This window comes from Microbacterium sp. USHLN272 (assembly GCF_037149655.1).
Lineage (GTDB): Bacteria > Actinomycetota > Actinomycetes > Actinomycetales > Microbacteriaceae > Microbacterium > Microbacterium galbinum.
Genome location: NZ_JBBCRA010000002.1, coordinates 67726 through 85425, shown reverse-complemented (window position 1 = coordinate 85425; position 17700 = coordinate 67726). Strand labels below are relative to the sequence as shown.

Annotated in this window: 13 protein-coding genes; 8 read left to right on the top strand and 5 right to left on the bottom strand. The window is 70.9% G+C overall.

The window, feature by feature from the left end:
* The first annotated feature begins 60 nt into the window (after positions 1-60).
* Positions 61-1980, top strand: coding sequence for a BglG family transcription antiterminator (locus WFJ97_RS13715; protein ID WP_336641928.1), 1920 nt, complete (start codon positions 61-63; stop codon positions 1978-1980).
* Between the two features lie 38 nt (positions 1981-2018).
* On the opposite strand, the gene WFJ97_RS13710 is transcribed toward WFJ97_RS13715, so the two are convergent.
* The 3 genes from WFJ97_RS13710 to WFJ97_RS13700 all read right to left on the bottom strand — a co-directional run bounded on the left by WFJ97_RS13710 (position 2019) and on the right by WFJ97_RS13700 (position 4849).
* Positions 2019-2282, bottom strand: coding sequence for an HPr family phosphocarrier protein (locus WFJ97_RS13710; protein ID WP_247624818.1), 264 nt, complete (start codon positions 2280-2282; stop codon positions 2019-2021).
* Between the two features lie 66 nt (positions 2283-2348).
* Positions 2349-4019 (bottom strand): phospho-sugar mutase, encoded by a 1671-nt coding sequence (locus WFJ97_RS13705; RefSeq protein WP_336641927.1) that lies wholly within the window; start codon positions 4017-4019, stop codon positions 2349-2351.
* On the bottom strand, positions 4016-4849 hold the full coding sequence (locus WFJ97_RS13700) for a purine-nucleoside phosphorylase (protein ID WP_247624816.1): 834 nt from the start codon (positions 4847-4849) through the stop codon (positions 4016-4018). Before WFJ97_RS13700 ends, WFJ97_RS13705 begins: the two co-directional genes overlap by 4 nt.
* Before the next feature lie 49 nt (positions 4850-4898).
* Here WFJ97_RS13700 and WFJ97_RS13695 point away from each other — a divergent pair, with 49 nt between their 5' ends.
* Positions 4899-6347: an NAD(P)H-quinone dehydrogenase gene (locus WFJ97_RS13695; protein ID WP_336641926.1), complete on the top strand. Its 1449-nt coding sequence runs from the start codon at positions 4899-4901 to the stop codon at positions 6345-6347.
* Positions 6348-6407: 60 nt separating this feature from the next.
* Here WFJ97_RS13695 and WFJ97_RS13690 read toward each other — a convergent pair whose 3' ends face one another.
* Both WFJ97_RS13690 and WFJ97_RS13685 read right to left on the bottom strand, forming a co-directional pair.
* Entirely contained in the window at positions 6408-8174 is a 1767-nt protein-coding gene (locus tag WFJ97_RS13690; protein WP_336641925.1) for an acetyl/propionyl/methylcrotonyl-CoA carboxylase subunit alpha, read from the bottom strand.
* Between the two features lie 78 nt (positions 8175-8252).
* Positions 8253-8909: a Maf family protein gene (locus tag WFJ97_RS13685; RefSeq protein WP_336641924.1), complete on the bottom strand. Its 657-nt coding sequence runs from the start codon at positions 8907-8909 to the stop codon at positions 8253-8255.
* Between the two features lie 39 nt (positions 8910-8948).
* Here WFJ97_RS13685 and WFJ97_RS13680 point away from each other — a divergent pair, with 39 nt between their 5' ends.
* The 6 genes from WFJ97_RS13680 (at position 8949) to WFJ97_RS13655 (ending at position 17700) form a co-directional block, all read left to right on the top strand.
* On the top strand, positions 8949-10196 hold the full coding sequence (locus WFJ97_RS13680) for a class I SAM-dependent RNA methyltransferase (protein ID WP_336641923.1): 1248 nt from the start codon (positions 8949-8951) through the stop codon (positions 10194-10196).
* Between the two features lie 13 nt (positions 10197-10209).
* A complete protein-coding gene (locus tag WFJ97_RS13675) occupies positions 10210-10869 on the top strand; it encodes a response regulator transcription factor (protein ID WP_247624811.1) in 660 nt (219 codons plus the stop codon).
* Positions 10859-12094: a sensor histidine kinase gene (locus WFJ97_RS13670; RefSeq protein ID WP_336641922.1), complete on the top strand. Its 1236-nt coding sequence runs from the start codon at positions 10859-10861 to the stop codon at positions 12092-12094. Before WFJ97_RS13675 ends, WFJ97_RS13670 begins: the two co-directional genes overlap by 11 nt.
* The gene (locus WFJ97_RS13665) at positions 12091-13101 is read left to right on the top strand and encodes a hypothetical protein (RefSeq protein ID WP_336641921.1); all 1011 of its coding nucleotides are present in this window, start codon (positions 12091-12093) and stop codon (positions 13099-13101) included. The genes WFJ97_RS13670 and WFJ97_RS13665 overlap by 4 nt, the downstream gene beginning before the upstream one ends.
* Positions 13102-13378: 277 nt before the next feature.
* The gene (locus WFJ97_RS13660; protein WP_336641920.1) at positions 13379-14635 is read left to right on the top strand and encodes an ROK family transcriptional regulator; all 1257 of its coding nucleotides are present in this window, start codon (positions 13379-13381) and stop codon (positions 14633-14635) included.
* Between the two features lie 56 nt (positions 14636-14691).
* Positions 14692-17700, top strand: a complete 3009-nt coding sequence (locus WFJ97_RS13655; RefSeq protein ID WP_336641919.1) for an alpha-mannosidase — start codon at positions 14692-14694, stop codon at positions 17698-17700.

Here is a 17700-nt window from a genome sequence, read left to right as displayed (position 1 = left end):
ACATCATGGGAGGGCGGCGCACAGAGAAGTCGCGCACGTACGACGAGCAGAGGGAGGATCATGTCGCGCCAGCGCCAGGACCAGATCCTCACCGCTCTGCTGCGTCGGGGATCGTGGGCGACAGCTGCCAGCCTCGCCGATCTGGTCGGGGTGACGCCCCGCAGCATCCGTTCGTACGTCGCCGCCCTCAACGCCCGCGTCGGCGGCGACGCCGTGGAGTCCGGTCCCGCTGGTTATCGCGCGGGCCCCGCCGCGCGCGATGCGCTGCGCGCGCGGTCGGGTGGCGAGTCCGCTCCTCGCGATCGCCTGCACGCCGTGGTGCGGATGCTCCTCGACGAGCCGGACGGCATCGACATCTACGCGACCGCCGACCGGATGCACGTGAGCGAGGCGACCCTCGAGTCCGATCTCGCCCGTGTCCGCAGCCTTCTCGACGGCACGAACCTCGTGCTCGAGCGCGATCGCGAGATCGTGCGCCTGCAGGGCACCGAGGAGGAGCAGCGCCGGCTGATCTCGCGCCTCGCCCACGACGAGATGGATGCCGCGTCGTTCCACCCCGAGACGTTCCGTCGTGCGCTCGCCGGCACGGGCATGTCGGCCGAGGCGGTCGGCCCGTTCAAGTCGGCGCTCGTGCGCGAACTCGGAACGCTCGGCTACTTCGTCAACGAGCTCGCGATCTCGGACGTGCTCCTGCACATCGCGATCGCGACGGATCGCGTCGCCGCGGGCTACGCGATCGCGGGCGTCCCGACCGGAGCGCACGACGAGATCCCCCGGGTCGGGGAGACGATCTCACGCCTGGCGACCGAGCACTTCGGCGTCGAGCTGGGGCAGGGCGACAGCCGGCACCTCGCCTCGCTCGTGCTCACCCGGGTCGTCGCTCCCGGCGAGGAGGCGACGCGGGAGGTCGCCCGCAGCGGTGTGGAGGCCGGGGTCGAAGACGCTGTGCGCGCCGAGCTCGCCCGGGCTGCGGCCGAGTACGACGTGGACCTCGTCGAGGATTCGTTCGTGCTCCGCCTCTCGCTGCACGTGCAGAACCTGCTCCGGCGTGCGCAGGGCCAGGCCTTCGCCCGCAATCCGCTCACACGTTCGCTGAAGACCTCCTATCCCATGATCTTCGAGGTCGCGGTGTCGATCGCCTCGGGGCTGCACGACCGCCTCGGCACCCCGATCCACGACGACGAGATCGCCTACATCGCCATGCACGTCGGCGGACGGCTCGAACGCAGCCGCAAGGCCGCGACGATCCTCACCGCCACCATCGTCTGCCCGGGGTATTACGAGCTGCACGAGCTGCTGCGATCGAGCGTCGACCGCTCACTCGGTTCGGCGATCGAGGTGACGAGCGTGGTGACCAGCGTCGACCCGGACTGGTCGTCGTTCGACACCGACCTCGTGCTCAGCACGATCGAGCCCGCCCTCACCGGCGACCGCTTCGTGCGCATCCATCCGTTCTTCACCGACTCCGACGTCGAGCGCGTGCAGCAGGCCGCCGGTCGCATCCGCCGCGGTCGCCGGCTCACGCACCTGCGCGAGGAGCTCGCCCAGTACTTCGATGCCGATGCCTTCGTGCACCCGCTGCCCGACGAGGGCGAGGAGGCGATCATCCGACGCCTCGGAGGACTGCTCGTGGACACCGGCGTCATCGGGGAGGACTACGTCGAGAACACCATCGTGCGCGAGCGGATGTCGTCGACCGCGTTCACCGATGCACTCGCCGTGCCGCATGCGCTGCAGATGACCGCGACGCGCACGGCCATCGCGATCGGGGTGGCCGACGGATCGGCCGCCTGGGCGGACGGGCGTGTGCAGGTGGTCGCGCTCGCCGCCTTCAGCGAGGGCGATCGCGCGGCGTTCCAGACCGTGTTCGAGCAGCTCGTCGAGGTCTTCAGCGAGCGCGAGAGCGTGCAGCGGATCGTGCGCCGCGGAACGACCTTCGAGGCCTTCCTCGACGAGCTCGTCGCCGTCATCGACGGCTGAACGGCCTCGCCGTCATCACCGCAGACAGCGGAGCGGGGTCAGCTCGCCGGCGCGAGGACGGCCGCCAGCTCGTCGAGCAGCTCATCGGCACCCGGACCCGCCGCGGTCTGCAGCTCGACGGCATCGCCCGTGCCGAGCGCGAGGTCCATCACGGCCAGCACGCTGCGCAGATCGACGGTCGTCCCGTCCGAGGTGCGCAGGGTGACCGGTGCCCCGTGCGCCTGCACGAGACGGACGATCTCGGCGACGGGTCGGGCATGCACTCCGTTGTGCGCGCTGACGATGACGTGGCGGGTCGGCATGATCCGATCGTATCCGGGTATGCCGACGGCGCGCGGCCCCGAGGGGCCACGCGCCGTCGTGAGGGATCAGGAGCGCTCGTCGAGGAGTTCCCGCACACCGGTCTCGATCTCGGCGACCGCTGCGCGGGCTTCGTCGGCCGAGGCACCCGCGGCGTCGATGTACACCTTGAGCTTGGGCTCGGTACCGCTCGGGCGCACGATCACCCGTGAGCCGTCGTCGAGCCGGTAGCGCAGCACATCGCCCGAGGGCTGACCCGCGGCTGCGTGCAGAAGATCCTCGGCCGAGGCGACCGGGCGGCCGGCGATCTGGACCGGGGGCAGCGTGCGCATGGCCAGCATGACGCGCCCGATGATCGAGAGATCGTCGACGCGGATCGAGACCTGACCGCTCGAGAAATGCCCGTAGGTGTCGCCGAGTTCCGCGAGCAGATCCGCGATCGATGCGCCGCGGTCGCGGGCCTCGGCGGCGAGGCCGAGGATCGCGACGGCCGCGGAGATGCCGTCCTTGTCGCGCACCGTCTCGGGGTTCACGAGATAGCCGAGGGCCTCCTCGAAACCGAAGACGATGCCGGGCGCACGGGAGATCCATTTGAACCCCGTGAGCGTCTCGTGGAAGTCGAGGCCGTGGTGCGCGGCGATCGCGCCGAGGCCCGGCGACGACACCAGTGAGCACGCGAGCGCTGCGCCGGGCGTACCGGCGGCGGCGCGCGCGGCGCGGGCGCCCAGGAGCAGGCCGACCTCGTTGCCGGTCAGGCGACGCCAGCCCTCGGGGGCAGAGTCGTCGGGGATGGCGACGGCGAGGCGGTCGGCGTCCGGGTCGTTGGCGAGGATGAAGTCCGCGTTCGTGCGGCGGGCACGCGCGAACGCGAGGTCCATCGCTCCCGGCTCCTCCGGATTCGGGAAGGAGACCGTGCGGAAGGTCGCGTCCGGCGCGAGCTGTTCGCCGACGACGGCGGGCCGCGGGTACCCCGCGGCGGTCACGATGCGCGCGAAGGTCTCCCACCCGACGCCGTGCATCGCCGTGTACACCCAGCGCAGGCCCGATGCGCCCGCGGGAGCGGGGGCGACCGCGGCGGTGGCGGCCACGTACGCATCGACGACGTCTTCGCCCGCGACCTCGTAGGAGGTCGAGCGGGGGAGAGCGGCGATGCTGCCGGCATCCGCGACGCGCTGGATGGACGCCGCGATCTCGGCGTCCGCCGGAGCGACGATCTGCGAGCCCTCGTCGGCACCGCCGAGGTAGACCTTGTAGCCGTTGTCGTTCGGCGGGTTGTGGCTCGCGGTCACCATGACCCCGGCATCCGCACCGAGGTGGCGCACCGCGAACGCGAGCACCGGTGTGGGCAGCAGACGGGGGAGCAGCACGGCACGCAGCCCCGCGCCGGCGAAGATCTCGGCGGAGTCCGTGGCGAACACCCGCGAGTTGCGGCGCCCGTCGTAGCCGATCACCACGGTCGGCGTCGCGCCTCCCGAGCGCTCGCGCAGATACGCCGCGAAGCCCGCGGCGGCCTGCGCCACGAGCACGCGGTTCATGCGGTTGCTCCCGGCACCGAGCTCGCCGCGCAGACCCGCCGTCCCGAAAGCCAGGCGGGCGCCGAAGCGGTCGTCGAGGTCGGCGAGCGCGGCCTCCTCGCCGCTCGCCGCGCGCGTGATGATCCCGGCGAGCTGGTCGCGGGTCTCGTGGTCGGGGTCCTGGCGCATCCAGGCGCGTGCCTGGGCGAGCCGCTCCTCGCTCACAGCGCCTCGACCACTCGGGCGAGGAGGGCCGAGATCACCGGCTCCGCCTCGCGGCCGGCCTCGATCACCTCGGCGTGGCTGAGGGGCGTCTTCTGGATGCCGGCGGCGAGGTTCGTGATCAGCGAGAAGCCGAGCACCTCCATGCCCGCCTCGCGGGCGGCGATCGCCTCGAGAGCGGTCGACATGCCGACGATGTGCCCGCCGATGACCTTCGCCATCTGCACCTCGGCCGGCGTCTCGTAGTGCGGGCCGCGGAACTGCGTGTAGACGCCCTCGTCGAGGCTCGGGTCGACGCTGCGGGCGATGTCGCGCAGGCGCTTCGCGTACAGATCGGTGAGGTCGATGAAGGTGGCGCCCTCGAGCGGGGAGTCGGCGGTGAGGTTGATGTGGTCGCTGATGAGCACCGGCTGGCCGGGCGTCCAGGTCTCGCGGATGCCGCCGGCGCCGTTCGTGAGCACCATGATCTTGGCGCCGGTCGCCGCCGCCGTGCGCACGCTGTGCACGACACGACGGACGCCGTGGTCCTCGTAGTAGTGGGTGCGCGCGCCGATGACGAGGACGTTCTTGCCGTCGGGGGTGCGGATGCTGCGCAGGGTGCCGACGTGGCCCTCGAGCGCGGGCTTCGAGAAGCCGGTCACCTCGGTCGCGGGGATGGTCGCGACGGTCTCGCCGATGATGTCGGCGGCCTTGCCCCAACCGCTGCCGAGCGTGAGCGCGATGTCGTGCTTCTCGACGCCGGTCAGCCGGGCGATGTCGGCGGCGGCGGTGGCGGCGACCTCGAACGGGTTGGCGTTCGGGTCGTCCAGGGGGTTGCTGTGAGTCTCGGACATAGGCTCCACTCTAGGAAGGTGACGGCTCGGCTGCCAAGATTGCGGAAGAATGGCTTCCATGTCTTCCACCCCTTTTGAGCGCACTCAGCGCGTCGCCGTCCTCGGCGGCGGTCCCGGCGGTTACGAGGCGGCCCTGGCTGCCGCTCAGCTCGGAGCCGAGGTGACCCTGGTCGAGCGCGTCGGCGTGGGCGGTGCGGCAGTCCTCACCGACGTCGTGCCGTCGAAGAGCCTGATCGCGACGGCCGATGCCGCGGTCGCGATCTCCGAGGCGAGCGACCTCGGTGTGCAGTTTTACGCGAAGGGCGAGAAGGGCAAGCCGCTCAAGCCCGAGATCGCGATCAACCTCGCCGCCGTCAACAAGCGCCTCATGGCCCTCGCCGGGCAGCAGTCGGAGGACATGCGGGCGACTCTCCTCGAGGCGGGTGTGCGCATCCTCTCCGGTCACGGGCGGCTGGAGGGTTCCGACGCGATCGTCGTCTCGACCGGTCAAGGCGGCACCGACTTCGACCGCGTGGAGGCCGACACCATCGTGGTGGCGGTCGGCGCGGCTCCCCGCGAGCTGGACTCCGCCAAGCCCGACGGCCGACGCATCCTCACGTGGACGCAGCTGTACGACATGAAGTCCCTCCCGGAGCACCTGATCGTGGTCGGCTCGGGTGTCACCGGTGCCGAGTTCGCCTCCGCGTACATGAACCTCGGTGCGAAGGTGACGCTCGTCTCCAGTCGCGACCAGGTGCTTCCCGGCGAAGACCAGGATGCCGCCCGCGTGCTCGAGAAGGTCTTCAAGCGCGGTGGCATGACCGTGCTCTCGAAGGCCCGCGCCGACAAGGTCGAGACCACGAAGGACGGCGTCACCGTCACGCTCTCCGACGGCCGCACGGTCGACGGCAGCCACTGCCTCATGGCGGTCGGATCCATCCCCAACACCGCCGACATCGGTCTGGCCGAGGCGGGCGTGGAGCTCACCGAGCAGGGGCACATCCGCGTGAACCGCGTGGCGCGCACCTCGGTCCCCAACATCTACGCGGTGGGCGACTGCACGAACTTCTTCCCGCTGGCCTCCGTCGCGTCGATGCAGGGACGCACGGCCGTGTTCCACGCTCTCGGCGACATCGTGATCCCGCTCGAGCAGATCAAGATCACCTCGAACATCTTCACCGCGCCCGAGATCGCGACCGTCGGGTACTCCGAGAAGGACGTCGAGGACGGTGTGGCCGACGGCATGGTCTACAAGCTCCCGCTGGCCGCGAACCCGCGCGCGAAGATGATGGGCATCAAGGACGGCTTCGTGAAGCTCATCGCCCGCAAGGGGTCGGGAACCGTCATCGGCGGCGTGATCGTCGCCCCGAAGGCCTCCGAGCTGATCTACCCGATCGCGATCGCCGTCGAGCGGCGCCTCACGGTCGATCAGGTCTCGCGCGTCTTCGCGGCGTACCCCTCGCTGTCCAGCAGCATCACGGACGCGAGCCGGGCGATGCACCTGTTCAACATCTCCTGACCGGACGACGCGAAAGGCGCCCCACCTCGGTGGGGCGCCTTTCGCGTGTTCGCGGGATGGTCAGCTGATCGTGAGCAACTGGTGCCCGGCGGAGACGGTGGCACCGGCATCCGCATTGATGTTGCCGACCACGCCGTCCTTGTGGGCCTGCAGAGGCTGTTCCATCTTCATGGCCTCGAGCACGACGACGAGGTCGCCCTTGACGACCTGCTGCCCCTCCTCGACGGCGATCTTGACGACGGTCGCCTGCATGGGCGACTTGACCGCATCGCCCGAGGCGCCCGCGTTGGCGGTGGTGGCGTGGCTGCGACGTGCCGGCGGCACGGCGGCCGGGCGCCCGGCGCTGCCGGCTGCGACGGCCACGCGGTCGGGCAGGCTGACCTCGAGGCGCTTGCCGGCGACCTCGACGACCACCGTGTGGCGACCTGCACCCGGTGCCGGGGCCTCGAGCTCGCCGTCCCACGCGGGGATGTCGTTGACGAACTCGGTCTCGATCCAGCGCGTGAAGATGCCGAAATCGCCGTTCTCGGCGGTGAAGGCGGGGTCGCGCACGACCTTGCGGTGGAAGGGGAGCACGGTGGGGAGACCCGCGACCTCGAACTCGTCGAGCGCGCGGCGCGAGCGCTCCAGCGCCTCCTCGCGGTCCTTGCCGGTGACGATGATCTTCGCCAGCAGCGAGTCGAAGGCGCCCGAGACCGCGTCGCCGGCGGTCACGCCGGAGTCGAGACGGATGCCGGGACCGCCGAAGGTCTTGAAGACGTGGACGGGGCCCGGCTGGGGGAGGAAGCCGCGACCCGGGTCCTCGCCGTTGATACGGAACTCGAAGGAGTGACCCTGGGGCTCGGGGTCGGCGTAATCGATCGTGCCGCCGGCGGCGATGCGGAACTGCTCGCGCACGAGGTCGATGCCGGTGACCTCCTCGGAGACCGGGTGCTCGACCTGGAGGCGCGTGTTGACCTCGAGGAACGAGACCGTGCCGTCGGCGCCGATGAGGAACTCGCAGGTTCCGGCGCCCACGTAGCCGACCTCCTTGAGGATGGCCTTCGACGCGGCGTAGAGCTGGGCGTTCTGCTCGTCGGTCAGGAACGGCGCAGGCGCCTCCTCGACGAGCTTCTGGTGGCGACGCTGCAGCGAGCAGTCGCGGGTCGAGATGACGACCACGTTGCCCTCGGCGTCCGCCAGGCACTGGGTCTCGACGTGGCGAGGCTTGTCGAGGTACTTCTCGACGAAGCACTCGCCGCGACCGAAGGCCGCGACGGCCTCGCGCGTGGCCGACTCGAACAGCTCGGCGACCTCGTCGAGCTCGCGGGCGACCTTGAGGCCGCGCCCGCCGCCGCCGTAGGCCGCCTTGATGGCGATCGGCAGGCCGAACTCCTTCGCGAAGGCCACGACCTCGTCGGCGGTCTCGACCGGACCGGGCGTGCCGGGGGCGAGCGGGGCGCCCACCTTCTCCGCCACGTGGCGCGCGGTGACCTTGTCTCCGAGGGCCTCGATGGCCTCGGGCGACGGGCCGATCCAGATGAGTCCGGCACCGATCACGGCGCGGGCGAACTCGGCGTTCTCGGCGAGGAAGCCGTATCCGGGGTGCACGGCGTCGGCACCGGCGCGCCGGGCGACGGAGAGGATCTTCTCGATCTGGAGGTACGTCTCGGCGCTCGTCGCGCCTCCGAGTGCGTAGGCCTCGTCGGCGAGTCGCGTGTGCAGCGCGTCACGGTCCTGGTCGGCGTAGACGGCGACCGAGGCGATTCCGGAATCCCGGGCGGCGCGGATGATGCGGACGGCGATCTCGCCGCGGTTGGCGATGAGCACCTTGGCGATAGCAGGCATGGTTGCCAGCCTAGCGAGAAGCAGGGGGATCCATTTGACGACTCCCCACAAGAAAGAGCCGAGAACGTGGAGGGGAGTCTACGACGTGGTCGGGGTGTTCCAGAGGTCCGTCCAGACGACGCCGAGGTCGGCGGCGAGGCGCCGCACGGTCGAGAGGGACATCCCCACCACGGTCGATGGATCGCCGTCGACCCGGGTGATGAACGCCCCGCCCAGGCTGTCGACGGTGAAGGCGCCCGCGACCAGCAACGGCTCGCCCGAGGCGATGTAGACCGCGATCTCCGCGTCGGAGATGTCGTCGGCGAAGGTGACGGATGCCGCGGCCGTCGCGGTGGCCTCGACCGGCTCGGCGCCGGGCGAGACGCGGAAGACCGAATGTCCGGAGTGCAGCACGCCGGTGGCGCCGCGCATCTCGTGCCAGCGGCGCGTCGCCTCCTCCGCCGTGTAGGGCTTGCCGTAGACGCGTCCGTCGAGCTCGAACATCGAATCGCCCCCGATCACGATGCCGTCGAAGGAGGGGTCCTCGGACGAGAGGCGACGGGCGACATCGGCGGCCTTGGCCCGTCCCAGCAGCAGCACGAGCTCCGCGGGTGGCAGCTCCGCACCCCGTTCGGCCGCGGCGGTCGCGGCCACCGCGTCCTCGTCGACGTCGGGGGAGAGGGTGAGCGGCTCGATCCCCGCCTGTCGCAGCAGCATCAGACGGGCGGGAGAGGTGGAGGCGAGGCAGACGCGCATGTGGTCCACCGTATCCGTGGACCGCCGTATCCTCGAAGGATGACTTCCCCCGATGCGGACCTGCTCGACCTCGACATCACGGGGATCGCGCACGGCGGCACCTTCGTCGCCCGCCACGACGGACGCGTCGTCTTCGTCTCCGACGCCATCCCGGGCGAGCGCGTCCGTGCCCGGCTGATCGCCCCGGGCGAGGGAGCGGATGCCTCGACCCGCAGCTTCTGGCGCGCCGAGACCGTCGAGGTGCTCGACGCGTCCGAGCACCGTCGTCCGCATCTCTGGGCAGAGGCCGACGTGACCCGTGATCCCGCCGATCGTCCGGGCGGAGCCGATCTGGGGCACATCGACCTCGACCACCAGCGCGTCCTGAAGCGGCAGGTGCTGACCGAGGCGCTCGACCGTTTCGCCGGTGCGGGTCTCGAGGCCCCCGAGATCGAGGCCGTCGAATCGGGCGACGGGAGCGGCTGGCGCACGCGTGTCACGCTGCACGTCGACGACGCGGGGCAGGTCGGTCCGTACGCGGCCCGCAGCCACCGCGTGATCCCCGTGACCTCCCACCCGCTCGCGCGGCCGGCGATCGCCGAGGCCGCACTCTCCCTGCACGGAGAGGCCCCCGGGCGCATCGAACTCGTCGAACCGGCCGACGGCACGGTGCGGGTCATCCGCCGCGACGCCACCGAGCGTCCGGCGAAGGTCGCCCGCGGGTTCCGACGCCGCCCGGCTCCCGAGGTGATCCACGAGGTCGTGAACGACCGGCGGTTCGCGGTCGACTCCACCGGGTTCTGGCAGGTGCATCCGCGTGCGGCATCCGTTCTGGATGCGGCGGTCTACGGCCTTCTCGACGGGCACGTCGACGAGCGGGCGACGCACTTCGACCTCTACGGCGGGGTCGGCCTGTTCGCCGCGACGCTCGCCGATCTCGGCGGCACCGACATCGTGACCGTCGAATCGAGCGCCCGGGCGACCCAGCATGCCGCCGAGAACCTCGCCCCGCTCGCGGTGAACGCCGTGACGGCGCGGGTCGACCGGTTCCTCGCCACGCGCACCGGAGGCGGACGCAGCGGAGCCGTCATCCTCGACCCGCCGCGCGCGGGCGCCGGCCGCCAGGTCGTCGAGGCGGTGCACGCCCTCGCTCCGGAGGCGATCGCCTACGTCGCCTGCGATCCGGTCGCCCTGGCACGCGACCTCGGCACGTTCCGGGGGCTCGGCTGGAATGTCGATCGGCTGCGCGGGTTCGATCTGTTCCCGCACTCGCATCACTTCGAGGTCGTCGCGCTGCTCACCCGCTGACTAGGCTGTGGGGATGAGCACGGTCGCCCTCATCGATGATCACGAGTCCGTCCGCCTGGGACTCGAAGCGGCGTGCGCGCGCGACGGGCAGACCATCGTCTTCTCGGGCAGCACGGTCGTGTCGTACCTCGACTGGCGCGCCGCATCCGGCGCGGCACCCGCCGAGGTCGTCGTGCTCGATCTCACCCTCGGCGACGGGACGACGGTCACCGAGAACGTGACCTCGCTGGTCACCGACGGCGCGAGCGTCGTCATCCACAGCGTCGCCGATCGTCCGGCCGCGGTCCGAGAGGCGCTCGCCGCCGGAGCCGCGGGCGTGGTGAGCAAGTCGTCCGCGCTCGACGACGTGCTCGACGCGATCCGCACCGTCGCCCACGGCGAGGCGCTCAACAACGTGGAGTGGGCGAGCGCGGTCGACGGCGACCGCGACTTCGCCGATGCGCAGCTCTCGACCCGCGAGCGCGAGGTGCTCCGCCTGTACGCCGCCGGGCTGCCGCTCAAGGCGGTCGCCGAGCGTCTCGGTGTCGCGTACTCGACGGCCAAGGAGAACATCACCCGCATCCGCGTGAAGTACGTCGAGGTCGGGCGCCCGGCGCCGACGAAGGTCGACCTGCTCCGCCGTGCGATGGAAGACGGCATCGTCGAACCAGACGGGGCGTCGAGTGGCCGCTGAGTCCCTCAGCATCCGCGAGGCGTGGAACCAGATCCCGTCTCCCGGAGCGGCCGAGACCGAATTCGAACGGTTCACCGGCAAGCGCATGGAGCGCATCCTCGCCACGGTCGTCGCGATCGGGTCGACGGCGCTCGGCGTGCAGGCGCTGTTCGTCGCGATCCCTTCCCTCGCGGATGCGAACGTCGGCCACGCCGTCATCGTCTTCCTCGTCTACGTGCCGTTCGCGGTGATGCTGGTCTGCTGCCTGATCGGCCGGGGAGTCCGTGTCGCGTCCGGCGTCTTCGCCGTCACGTACGTGCTCGTGCTCGCCGCCTGGCCCAACGTCGTGACGATCGGCGACGGGCTCGCGGCCAAACAGCCGTGGATCTTCTTCTTCGTCAACGTCGGCGTCGTGGCCGCGATGCTCGCCTTCCCGGTGCGCGTGCAGTACGCCTGGGCGGTGGCCGTGCCGTTCGTCTACGGCTACGTGCGGCTCGTGCAGGGGGAGTTCTCCCGCGAGTTCTGGACCACGACGGCGTTCGATGTCTCTTTCACGCTGATCCTCGGCATCGTCATCATCTCGCTGGGATGGATGTTCCGCTCGGTCGCCGCGGGCGTCGACGACGCGCGAGGGCACGCAGTCGCCTCCTACGCGGCAGCAGCGGCGGCGGCCGCCGCGGAGGAGGAGCGCATCGCGATGTCGGCGCTCATGCACGACAGCGTGCTCGCGGCGCTGATCGCCGCCGAGCGGGCCGAGAGCGACAGGGCGAAGGAACTCGCGGTGGCGATGGCGCGCGAGGCGCTCACCCGCCTCGCCAACACCGAGGCGGCGGTCGCCCAGGAGGGCAGCGACGAGCCGGTCGCCGTCGGCCAGATCGTGTCCGAGCTGCGTCGGGCCCTGTCGGAGATGGGCGTGGACGCGATCGTCGAGGAGACCGGTACTCCCGGGGCGATTCCCGGCCGCGTGGCGCGCGCGCTCGTGCTCGCCGCGCGTCAGGCGATCGGCAACGCGGTCACGCACGCGGGCGGGCGGGGACTCCACATCCTCGCCGACTCGCAGGGTGACGTCGGCATCCGCGTGATCGTGAGCGATACCGGAGCGGGGTTCGACCTCACGGCGATCGGCGAGGACCGCCTGGGGATCCGCGCGTCGATCCTCGCGCGCATGGCCGGGGTGGCCGGAACGGCTCGGATCGATTCGGATGCCAGGGGCACGACCGTGACCCTGGGCTGGAGCGCCTCATGAACCGGACCGTCCGCAGCGTCGCGACGTCTCTCGCGGTCGGCTTCGCCCTGTACTTCGCTGCGCGCGCCGTGTGGTGGATCGTGCAGCCCACGGCACCGCTGCTCATGGTGCTCGCGATCGCGCTCTACCTCCTGGTCGTCAACCTCGCGATCCTCGGCTCTCCGGATACGGTGAAGCTGCCGTTGTGGACGGCGATGCTGGCGGTAATCGCCAGCGTGATCATCCCGATCGCGGTGACGTTCTCGCTGAACGAGGCAGGGCGGACCGCCCCCTTCGCCACCTGGTACATCGGCGGCGTGGGCTTGCTCAGCGTGATCCTCATCGTCCGGCGGCGGTTCCTGACGGGCTGGCTGATCCTGCTTCTCCTGGTGGCGACGTCGTCGGTCTTCCTGGGCTTCCTCGAGTCCCTTCTCAACTTCGGCCTGGTCGGATCGATCATGTGGGTGGTCGTCGCGAACCTCCTGGTGTGGTTCTGGGACCGGGCGGTGCGCGACACCGAGCGCCTCGCCGAGATCCAGCAGGCCGTGTCGGCCTGGCACGCCACCCAGCTCGTGCGTCAGCGCGAGCGTCGCGTGCGCACCCAGTTCGCGCTCGCGGTCGCCGGCCCCGTGCTCAGTCGCGCGGTGGCGACGCGTGGCTCTCTGACCGAGGAGGAGCGTCTCGATGCCCGGCTCGCCGAGGGGCGCCTGCGTGATGAGCTGCGCGGAGCCGACCTGCTCAACGATGCGGTCCGCGATGCGATCGAAGCAGCGCGTCGGCGCGGTGCGGTCGTCACGGTGTTCGACGAGGGCGGTCTCGAGGGGGTCGACGAGGCGCGTCGCATCGAGATCCGGGACGAGCTCGCCGGCGTCCTGGCGGAGGCCCACGCGGGACGCCTCATCATCCGTTCCGCCAAGGACGATCGCACCGCGGTGACGGTGGTCGGGCGCGTGGGGTCGGGATCGTCGCGCGACGACGACTCCGTCGACGTGTGGCACGAGATCCCGCGCAGCGCCGCCCGCGGCTGAACCACCGGCGATCGCGCGTCTCTTCGGCTCCGGCTGGGGGAGGGCGCCGGAGTCGAAGAAGAGGTGAGAATGGGCGAGGGGCGGCGATATCGCCAGCCCCTCGCCATGCGGCTCAGTTACCCGAAAACCAGCCGCGGATGATCGATCACCGTCTGTCTACCCTGGGACAGAGAGACCGATCGAACGCGAAGCGTCTCCATTAGTTTCGCGGCTCGCAACCCCCGTGTCTGTAGGTATTTTGGGGGACATAGGTGCGCGGATGCGGGAGGATGGCCGGATGAGCACGCGGCGCGGAACGAACCTGCCCCGAATGGGCGACTTCAATCAGGCGGTCGTGATCGAGGCGATCCGCCGCGCGGGTGAGGCGCTGAGCCGTACGGAGCTCGCCGCGACCACCGGACTCTCCGCGCAGACGCTCACGAACATCACCCGCCGCCTCCTCGACGAGGGACTGATCGCCGAGGCCGGGCGTGCCATCAACGGCCCGGGAAAGCCCCGCGTCCTGCTCCGTCTGGTCGCGGAGAGCCGGTACTCGGTGGGTGTCCATCTCGATCCCGCGGTGGTGACGGTGGTGGTCCTCGACCTCGCCGGCGCGGTGGTCGCGCGGCGCCTGATCCCGGTGGGATCACCCGAACCCGGACGAATCATCGACGAGATGGCTCGCGCGATCGATGCCCTCATCACCGAGGTCGGTGTCGATCGCTCGCGGATCTTCGGTATCGGACTCGCCGCGCCCGGACCCCTCGACGAGGCGAACGGGACCGTGGTCGACCCGCCCATGCTGCGCGGATGGCGCCGGGTGCCCCTGCGTGAGCTGCTGTCGACGGCGACCGGGTTCGCGGTGGCGTTGGAGAAGGACACCGCTGCGGCGGCCGTGGGTGAGCTCTGGACGCGCCGAGGTCCCTTGGACGACTCGTTCGTCTTCCTCTACCTCGGCACGGGCCTCGGTGCGGCGCTCGCGCGCGACGGCGATGTCACGCGCGGACGCACGGGCAACCTCGGCGAGATCGGGCACATCGTGGTCGATCCTGAGGGGCCGCGGTGCGCCTGCGGATCCCGGGGATGCGTCGCCGTCACGTGCACGCCGCAGTCGATCGTGGCGGAGGCGGTGCGTGCGGGGGTGCTGTCTGCGGAGGGCGACGATGACGAGCCCGGTGCGCTCGAGGCGCGGTTCGCGCACGTATGCGCGCGGGCGCAGCAGGGGGAGGCGGCGGCCTCGGCCATCCTCGGCCATGCCGCACGCTGCACCGCCGCCCTCCTGGTGGTGCTCACCGACGTCCTCGACGTGGAGCGCATCGTGCTCGGAGGACCCTTCTGGGGGTACGTCTCGGCGGTCTACCTCGCGGAGATCTCGGAGCACGTGCAGCGACTGAGCGCGACGCGAGCCCTGCGGGAGATCCCGATCGACGGCACGGTCGTGGGTGCCGACGTGGGAGCCGTGGGGGCGGCGTGCGTGGTGCTGGATCAGGCGCTCACCCCGCGGAGCGCGACGCTGATGCTGTCGGAACGCTCGGACGTGCCTGTCGCTCCTTAAATCCAATCGATGTAGTATTCGGGTGTTCCTCCGTCATCGTCGATCGGAAACCCGTCATGCACGACAACTCCTCGCTGGTCGAAGCACGCATCCGCCGGTTCGTCCGGGAGCGCCTCGAGCCCGCGCTGTACGCGCACTCGCACGAGCTCACTCTCGAGGCCTGGCAGGTCCCGGGTGAACCCGTGCCGTTCGCCGAGGCTGTCGGGCAGAGGTACGCCCCCTTCGCCGTCGGCTCGCCGTGGGGGCGTGCGTGGAGCACGATGTGGCTGCGGGTGACCGGGACGATCCCGACGACGGATCCCGGGGAGCGGGCCGAACTCGTCTTCGACCTCGGCTTCCACGGCGCGCAGCCGGGGTTCCAGGCCGAGGGCACGGTATACCGGCCGGACGGATCCATCGTCAAGGCGGTCGAGCCGCGCAACGCCTATGTGCCGCTCGACGGTGCTCCGGGCGATGCGATCGAGCTCTACCTCGAGGCGGCGGCGAACCCGGATGTGGGCGACGGGTTCCGCACCTTCGGCCCCACACCGCTCGGAGAGTGGGACTCCGCCGGCGACGAACCGCTGTACGAGCTGCGTCGCGCCGACGTCGCCGTGCTCGACCTCACGGTCTGGGAGCTTCTGCAGGACATCGCAGTGCTCGACGGTCTGCGCGCCGAGCTCCCCGAGAGCTCCTCCCGCCGCGCCGAGATCCTGCGCGCCCTCGAGCACGCGGTCGACGCGACGGATCCGGACGATGTCGCCGGCACCGTCGCCGATGCGCGCGCCGCACTCTCGGAGGTGCTCGGCCGCCCGGCATCCGCGTCTGCGCACTCCGCCCACGCGGTCGGGCACGCCCACATCGACTCCGCGTGGCTGTGGCCGGTGCGCGAGACGCAGCGCAAGGTGGCGCGCACGTTCTCGAACGTCCTCTCGCTGATCGGAGAGGACTCCGAGTTCTCGTTCGCGGCGTCGTCGGCGCAGCAGTACGACTGGATGAAGCGGTTCCAGCCCGAGCTCTTCGAGCGGTTGCGCGCCGCCGTCGCGGCCGGTCGATTCCACCCCGCGGGCGGCATGTGGGTGGAGTCTGACACGAACATGCCGGGAGGCGAGGCCCTCGCGCGCCAGTTCGTGCGGGGCAAGCGTTTCTTCCTCGAGGAGTTCGGGGTCGAGCCCCTCGACGTCTGGCTGCCCGATTCGTTCGGATACTCGGCCGCTCTCCCGCAGATCGCGCGGGCCGCTGGGTCACGGTGGATGCTGACGCAGAAGATGTCGTGGAACGAGACGAACACGATGCCCCATCACACCTTCACATGGGAAGGTCTGGACGGCACCCGCATCTTCACGCACTTCCCGCCGGTCGACACGTACAACTCGCAGCTCTCCGGTGCGGATCTCGCCCGCGCCGAGCGCCAGTTCGCCGAGAAGGGCGCGGCGACCGCCTCGCTCGTGCCCTTCGGATACGGCGACGGCGGAGGCGGGCCGACCCGCGAGATGCTCGCCGCCGCCGCACGACTGCGATCGCTGGAGGGATCACCGACCGTGACCCTCTCCGATCCGCGGCGCTTCTTCGAGACGGCCGAGGCCGAGTACCCCGATCCGCCGGTGTGGTCGGGGGAGATGTACCTCGAGTTCCACCGCGGCACCTACACCTCGCAGGCGCGCACCAAACGCGGTAACCGGCGCAGCGAGCACGCCCTGCGCGAGGCCGAGCTGTGGGCGACGAGCGCAGCGCTGGCGGGTGCCGAGTACCCGTACGACGCGCTGGAGGAGGCGTGGGAGACCGTGCTCCTGCAGCAGTTCCACGACATCCTGCCCGGCAGTTCGATCGGTTGGGTGCACCGCGAGGCCGAGCGCCGCTACGCGGAGGTCCTCGAGACGCTCGACAGCCTCATCGACACCGCGCTCGAGGTCGTCGCAGGCCGCGGGGAGGTGGAACTGGTCGCCAACGCGAGCCCCTACCCGTCGGGTGGTGTGCCCGGCCTGGCGATCGGGGTCACGGAGTCCGCGAATGCGGCGGCCCATGCCGCAAGGCACGGCGAGGAGGTCCTGCTCGAGAACGAGCATCTGCGGGTCGTGGTGGATGCCAATGGGCTCATCTCCTCGCTGAGCGTGCGTGCGACCGGGCGCGAGACGATCCCGACGGGGGAGCGCGGGAACCTGCTGACGCTGCACCGCGACACCCCCACGGCGTGGGATGCCTGGGACATCGACGAGCACTACCGCCGGCACGCCGTCGAGCTGAGGGATGCCGTGGCGGTCGAGGTCGTCGCGCACCCGACCGCCGCCGTCGTGCGGATCGACCGGGAGTTCGGCGGGTCCCGCATCACTCAGGTCCTCACGCTCGCGGCGGGGTCCCCGAGCCTCGACATCGAGACGATCGTCGACTGGCACGAGCGCCAGAAGCTGCTCAAGCTCGGCTTCCCGCTCGACGTGCACAGCGATCGTGCGGCATCCGAGATCCAGTTCGGTCACGTGCACCGGCCCACCCACACCAACACGTCGTGGGACGTCGCCCGTTTCGAGACGGTCGCACACCGCTGGGTGCACCTCGGAGAACCGGGCTTCGGGGTCGCGATCGCGAACGACTCGACCTACGGCCACGACATCACGCGAGCGCCCCGTGAGGGCGGCGGAACGGCGTCGACGGTACGGCTCTCCCTGCTGCGGGCGCCGCTGTTCCCCGATCCGGAGGCGGATCAGGGACGACACGCCTTCCGCGTCGGCATCCGTCCGGATGCGGGGATCGCGGATGCCGTGCGCGAGGGGTACCGCCTGAATCTGCCCGCACGCTCGCTGCGCGGCTCTGGCCCCGTCGCGCCGCTATTCGCGGTGTCGTCGGACGCGATCGTGATCGAGGCGGTCAAGCTCGCGGAGGACCGGAGCGGTGATGTCATCGTGCGGCTGTACGAAGCGCACGGCGGACGGGCAGTGGGGCAGGTCACGCCGTCGTTCGACTTCGGGTCGGTCGTGGAGACCGACCTCCTCGAGCGGGAGACACCGCGGGCCGCGGTCACCGGCGTCGCGACGGGCGTCGAGCTGTCGCTGCGGCCGTTCCAGCTGGTCACGCTGCGCTTCGCGCGCTGA

Coding starts and splice junctions, on each gene's coding strand:
- WFJ97_RS13690 (WP_336641925.1), bottom strand. CDS start 8,174: ATGCCTGCTATCGCCAAGGTGCTCATCGCCAACCGCGGCGAGATCGCC.
- WFJ97_RS13665 (WP_336641921.1), top strand. CDS start 12,091: ATGAACCGGACCGTCCGCAGCGTCGCGACGTCTCTCGCGGTCGGCTTC.
- WFJ97_RS13700 (WP_247624816.1), bottom strand. CDS start 4,849: ATGTCCGAGACTCACAGCAACCCCCTGGACGACCCGAACGCCAACCCG.
- WFJ97_RS13660 (WP_336641920.1), top strand. CDS start 13,379: ATGAGCACGCGGCGCGGAACGAACCTGCCCCGAATGGGCGACTTCAAT.
- WFJ97_RS13655 (WP_336641919.1), top strand. CDS start 14,692: ATGCACGACAACTCCTCGCTGGTCGAAGCACGCATCCGCCGGTTCGTC.
- WFJ97_RS13680 (WP_336641923.1), top strand. CDS start 8,949: ATGACTTCCCCCGATGCGGACCTGCTCGACCTCGACATCACGGGGATC.
- WFJ97_RS13695 (WP_336641926.1), top strand. CDS start 4,899: ATGGCTTCCATGTCTTCCACCCCTTTTGAGCGCACTCAGCGCGTCGCC.
- WFJ97_RS13715 (WP_336641928.1), top strand. CDS start 61: ATGTCGCGCCAGCGCCAGGACCAGATCCTCACCGCTCTGCTGCGTCGG.
- WFJ97_RS13710 (WP_247624818.1), bottom strand. CDS start 2,282: ATGCCGACCCGCCACGTCATCGTCAGCGCGCACAACGGAGTGCATGCC.
- WFJ97_RS13685 (WP_336641924.1), bottom strand. CDS start 8,909: ATGCGCGTCTGCCTCGCCTCCACCTCTCCCGCCCGTCTGATGCTGCTG.
- WFJ97_RS13675 (WP_247624811.1), top strand. CDS start 10,210: ATGAGCACGGTCGCCCTCATCGATGATCACGAGTCCGTCCGCCTGGGA.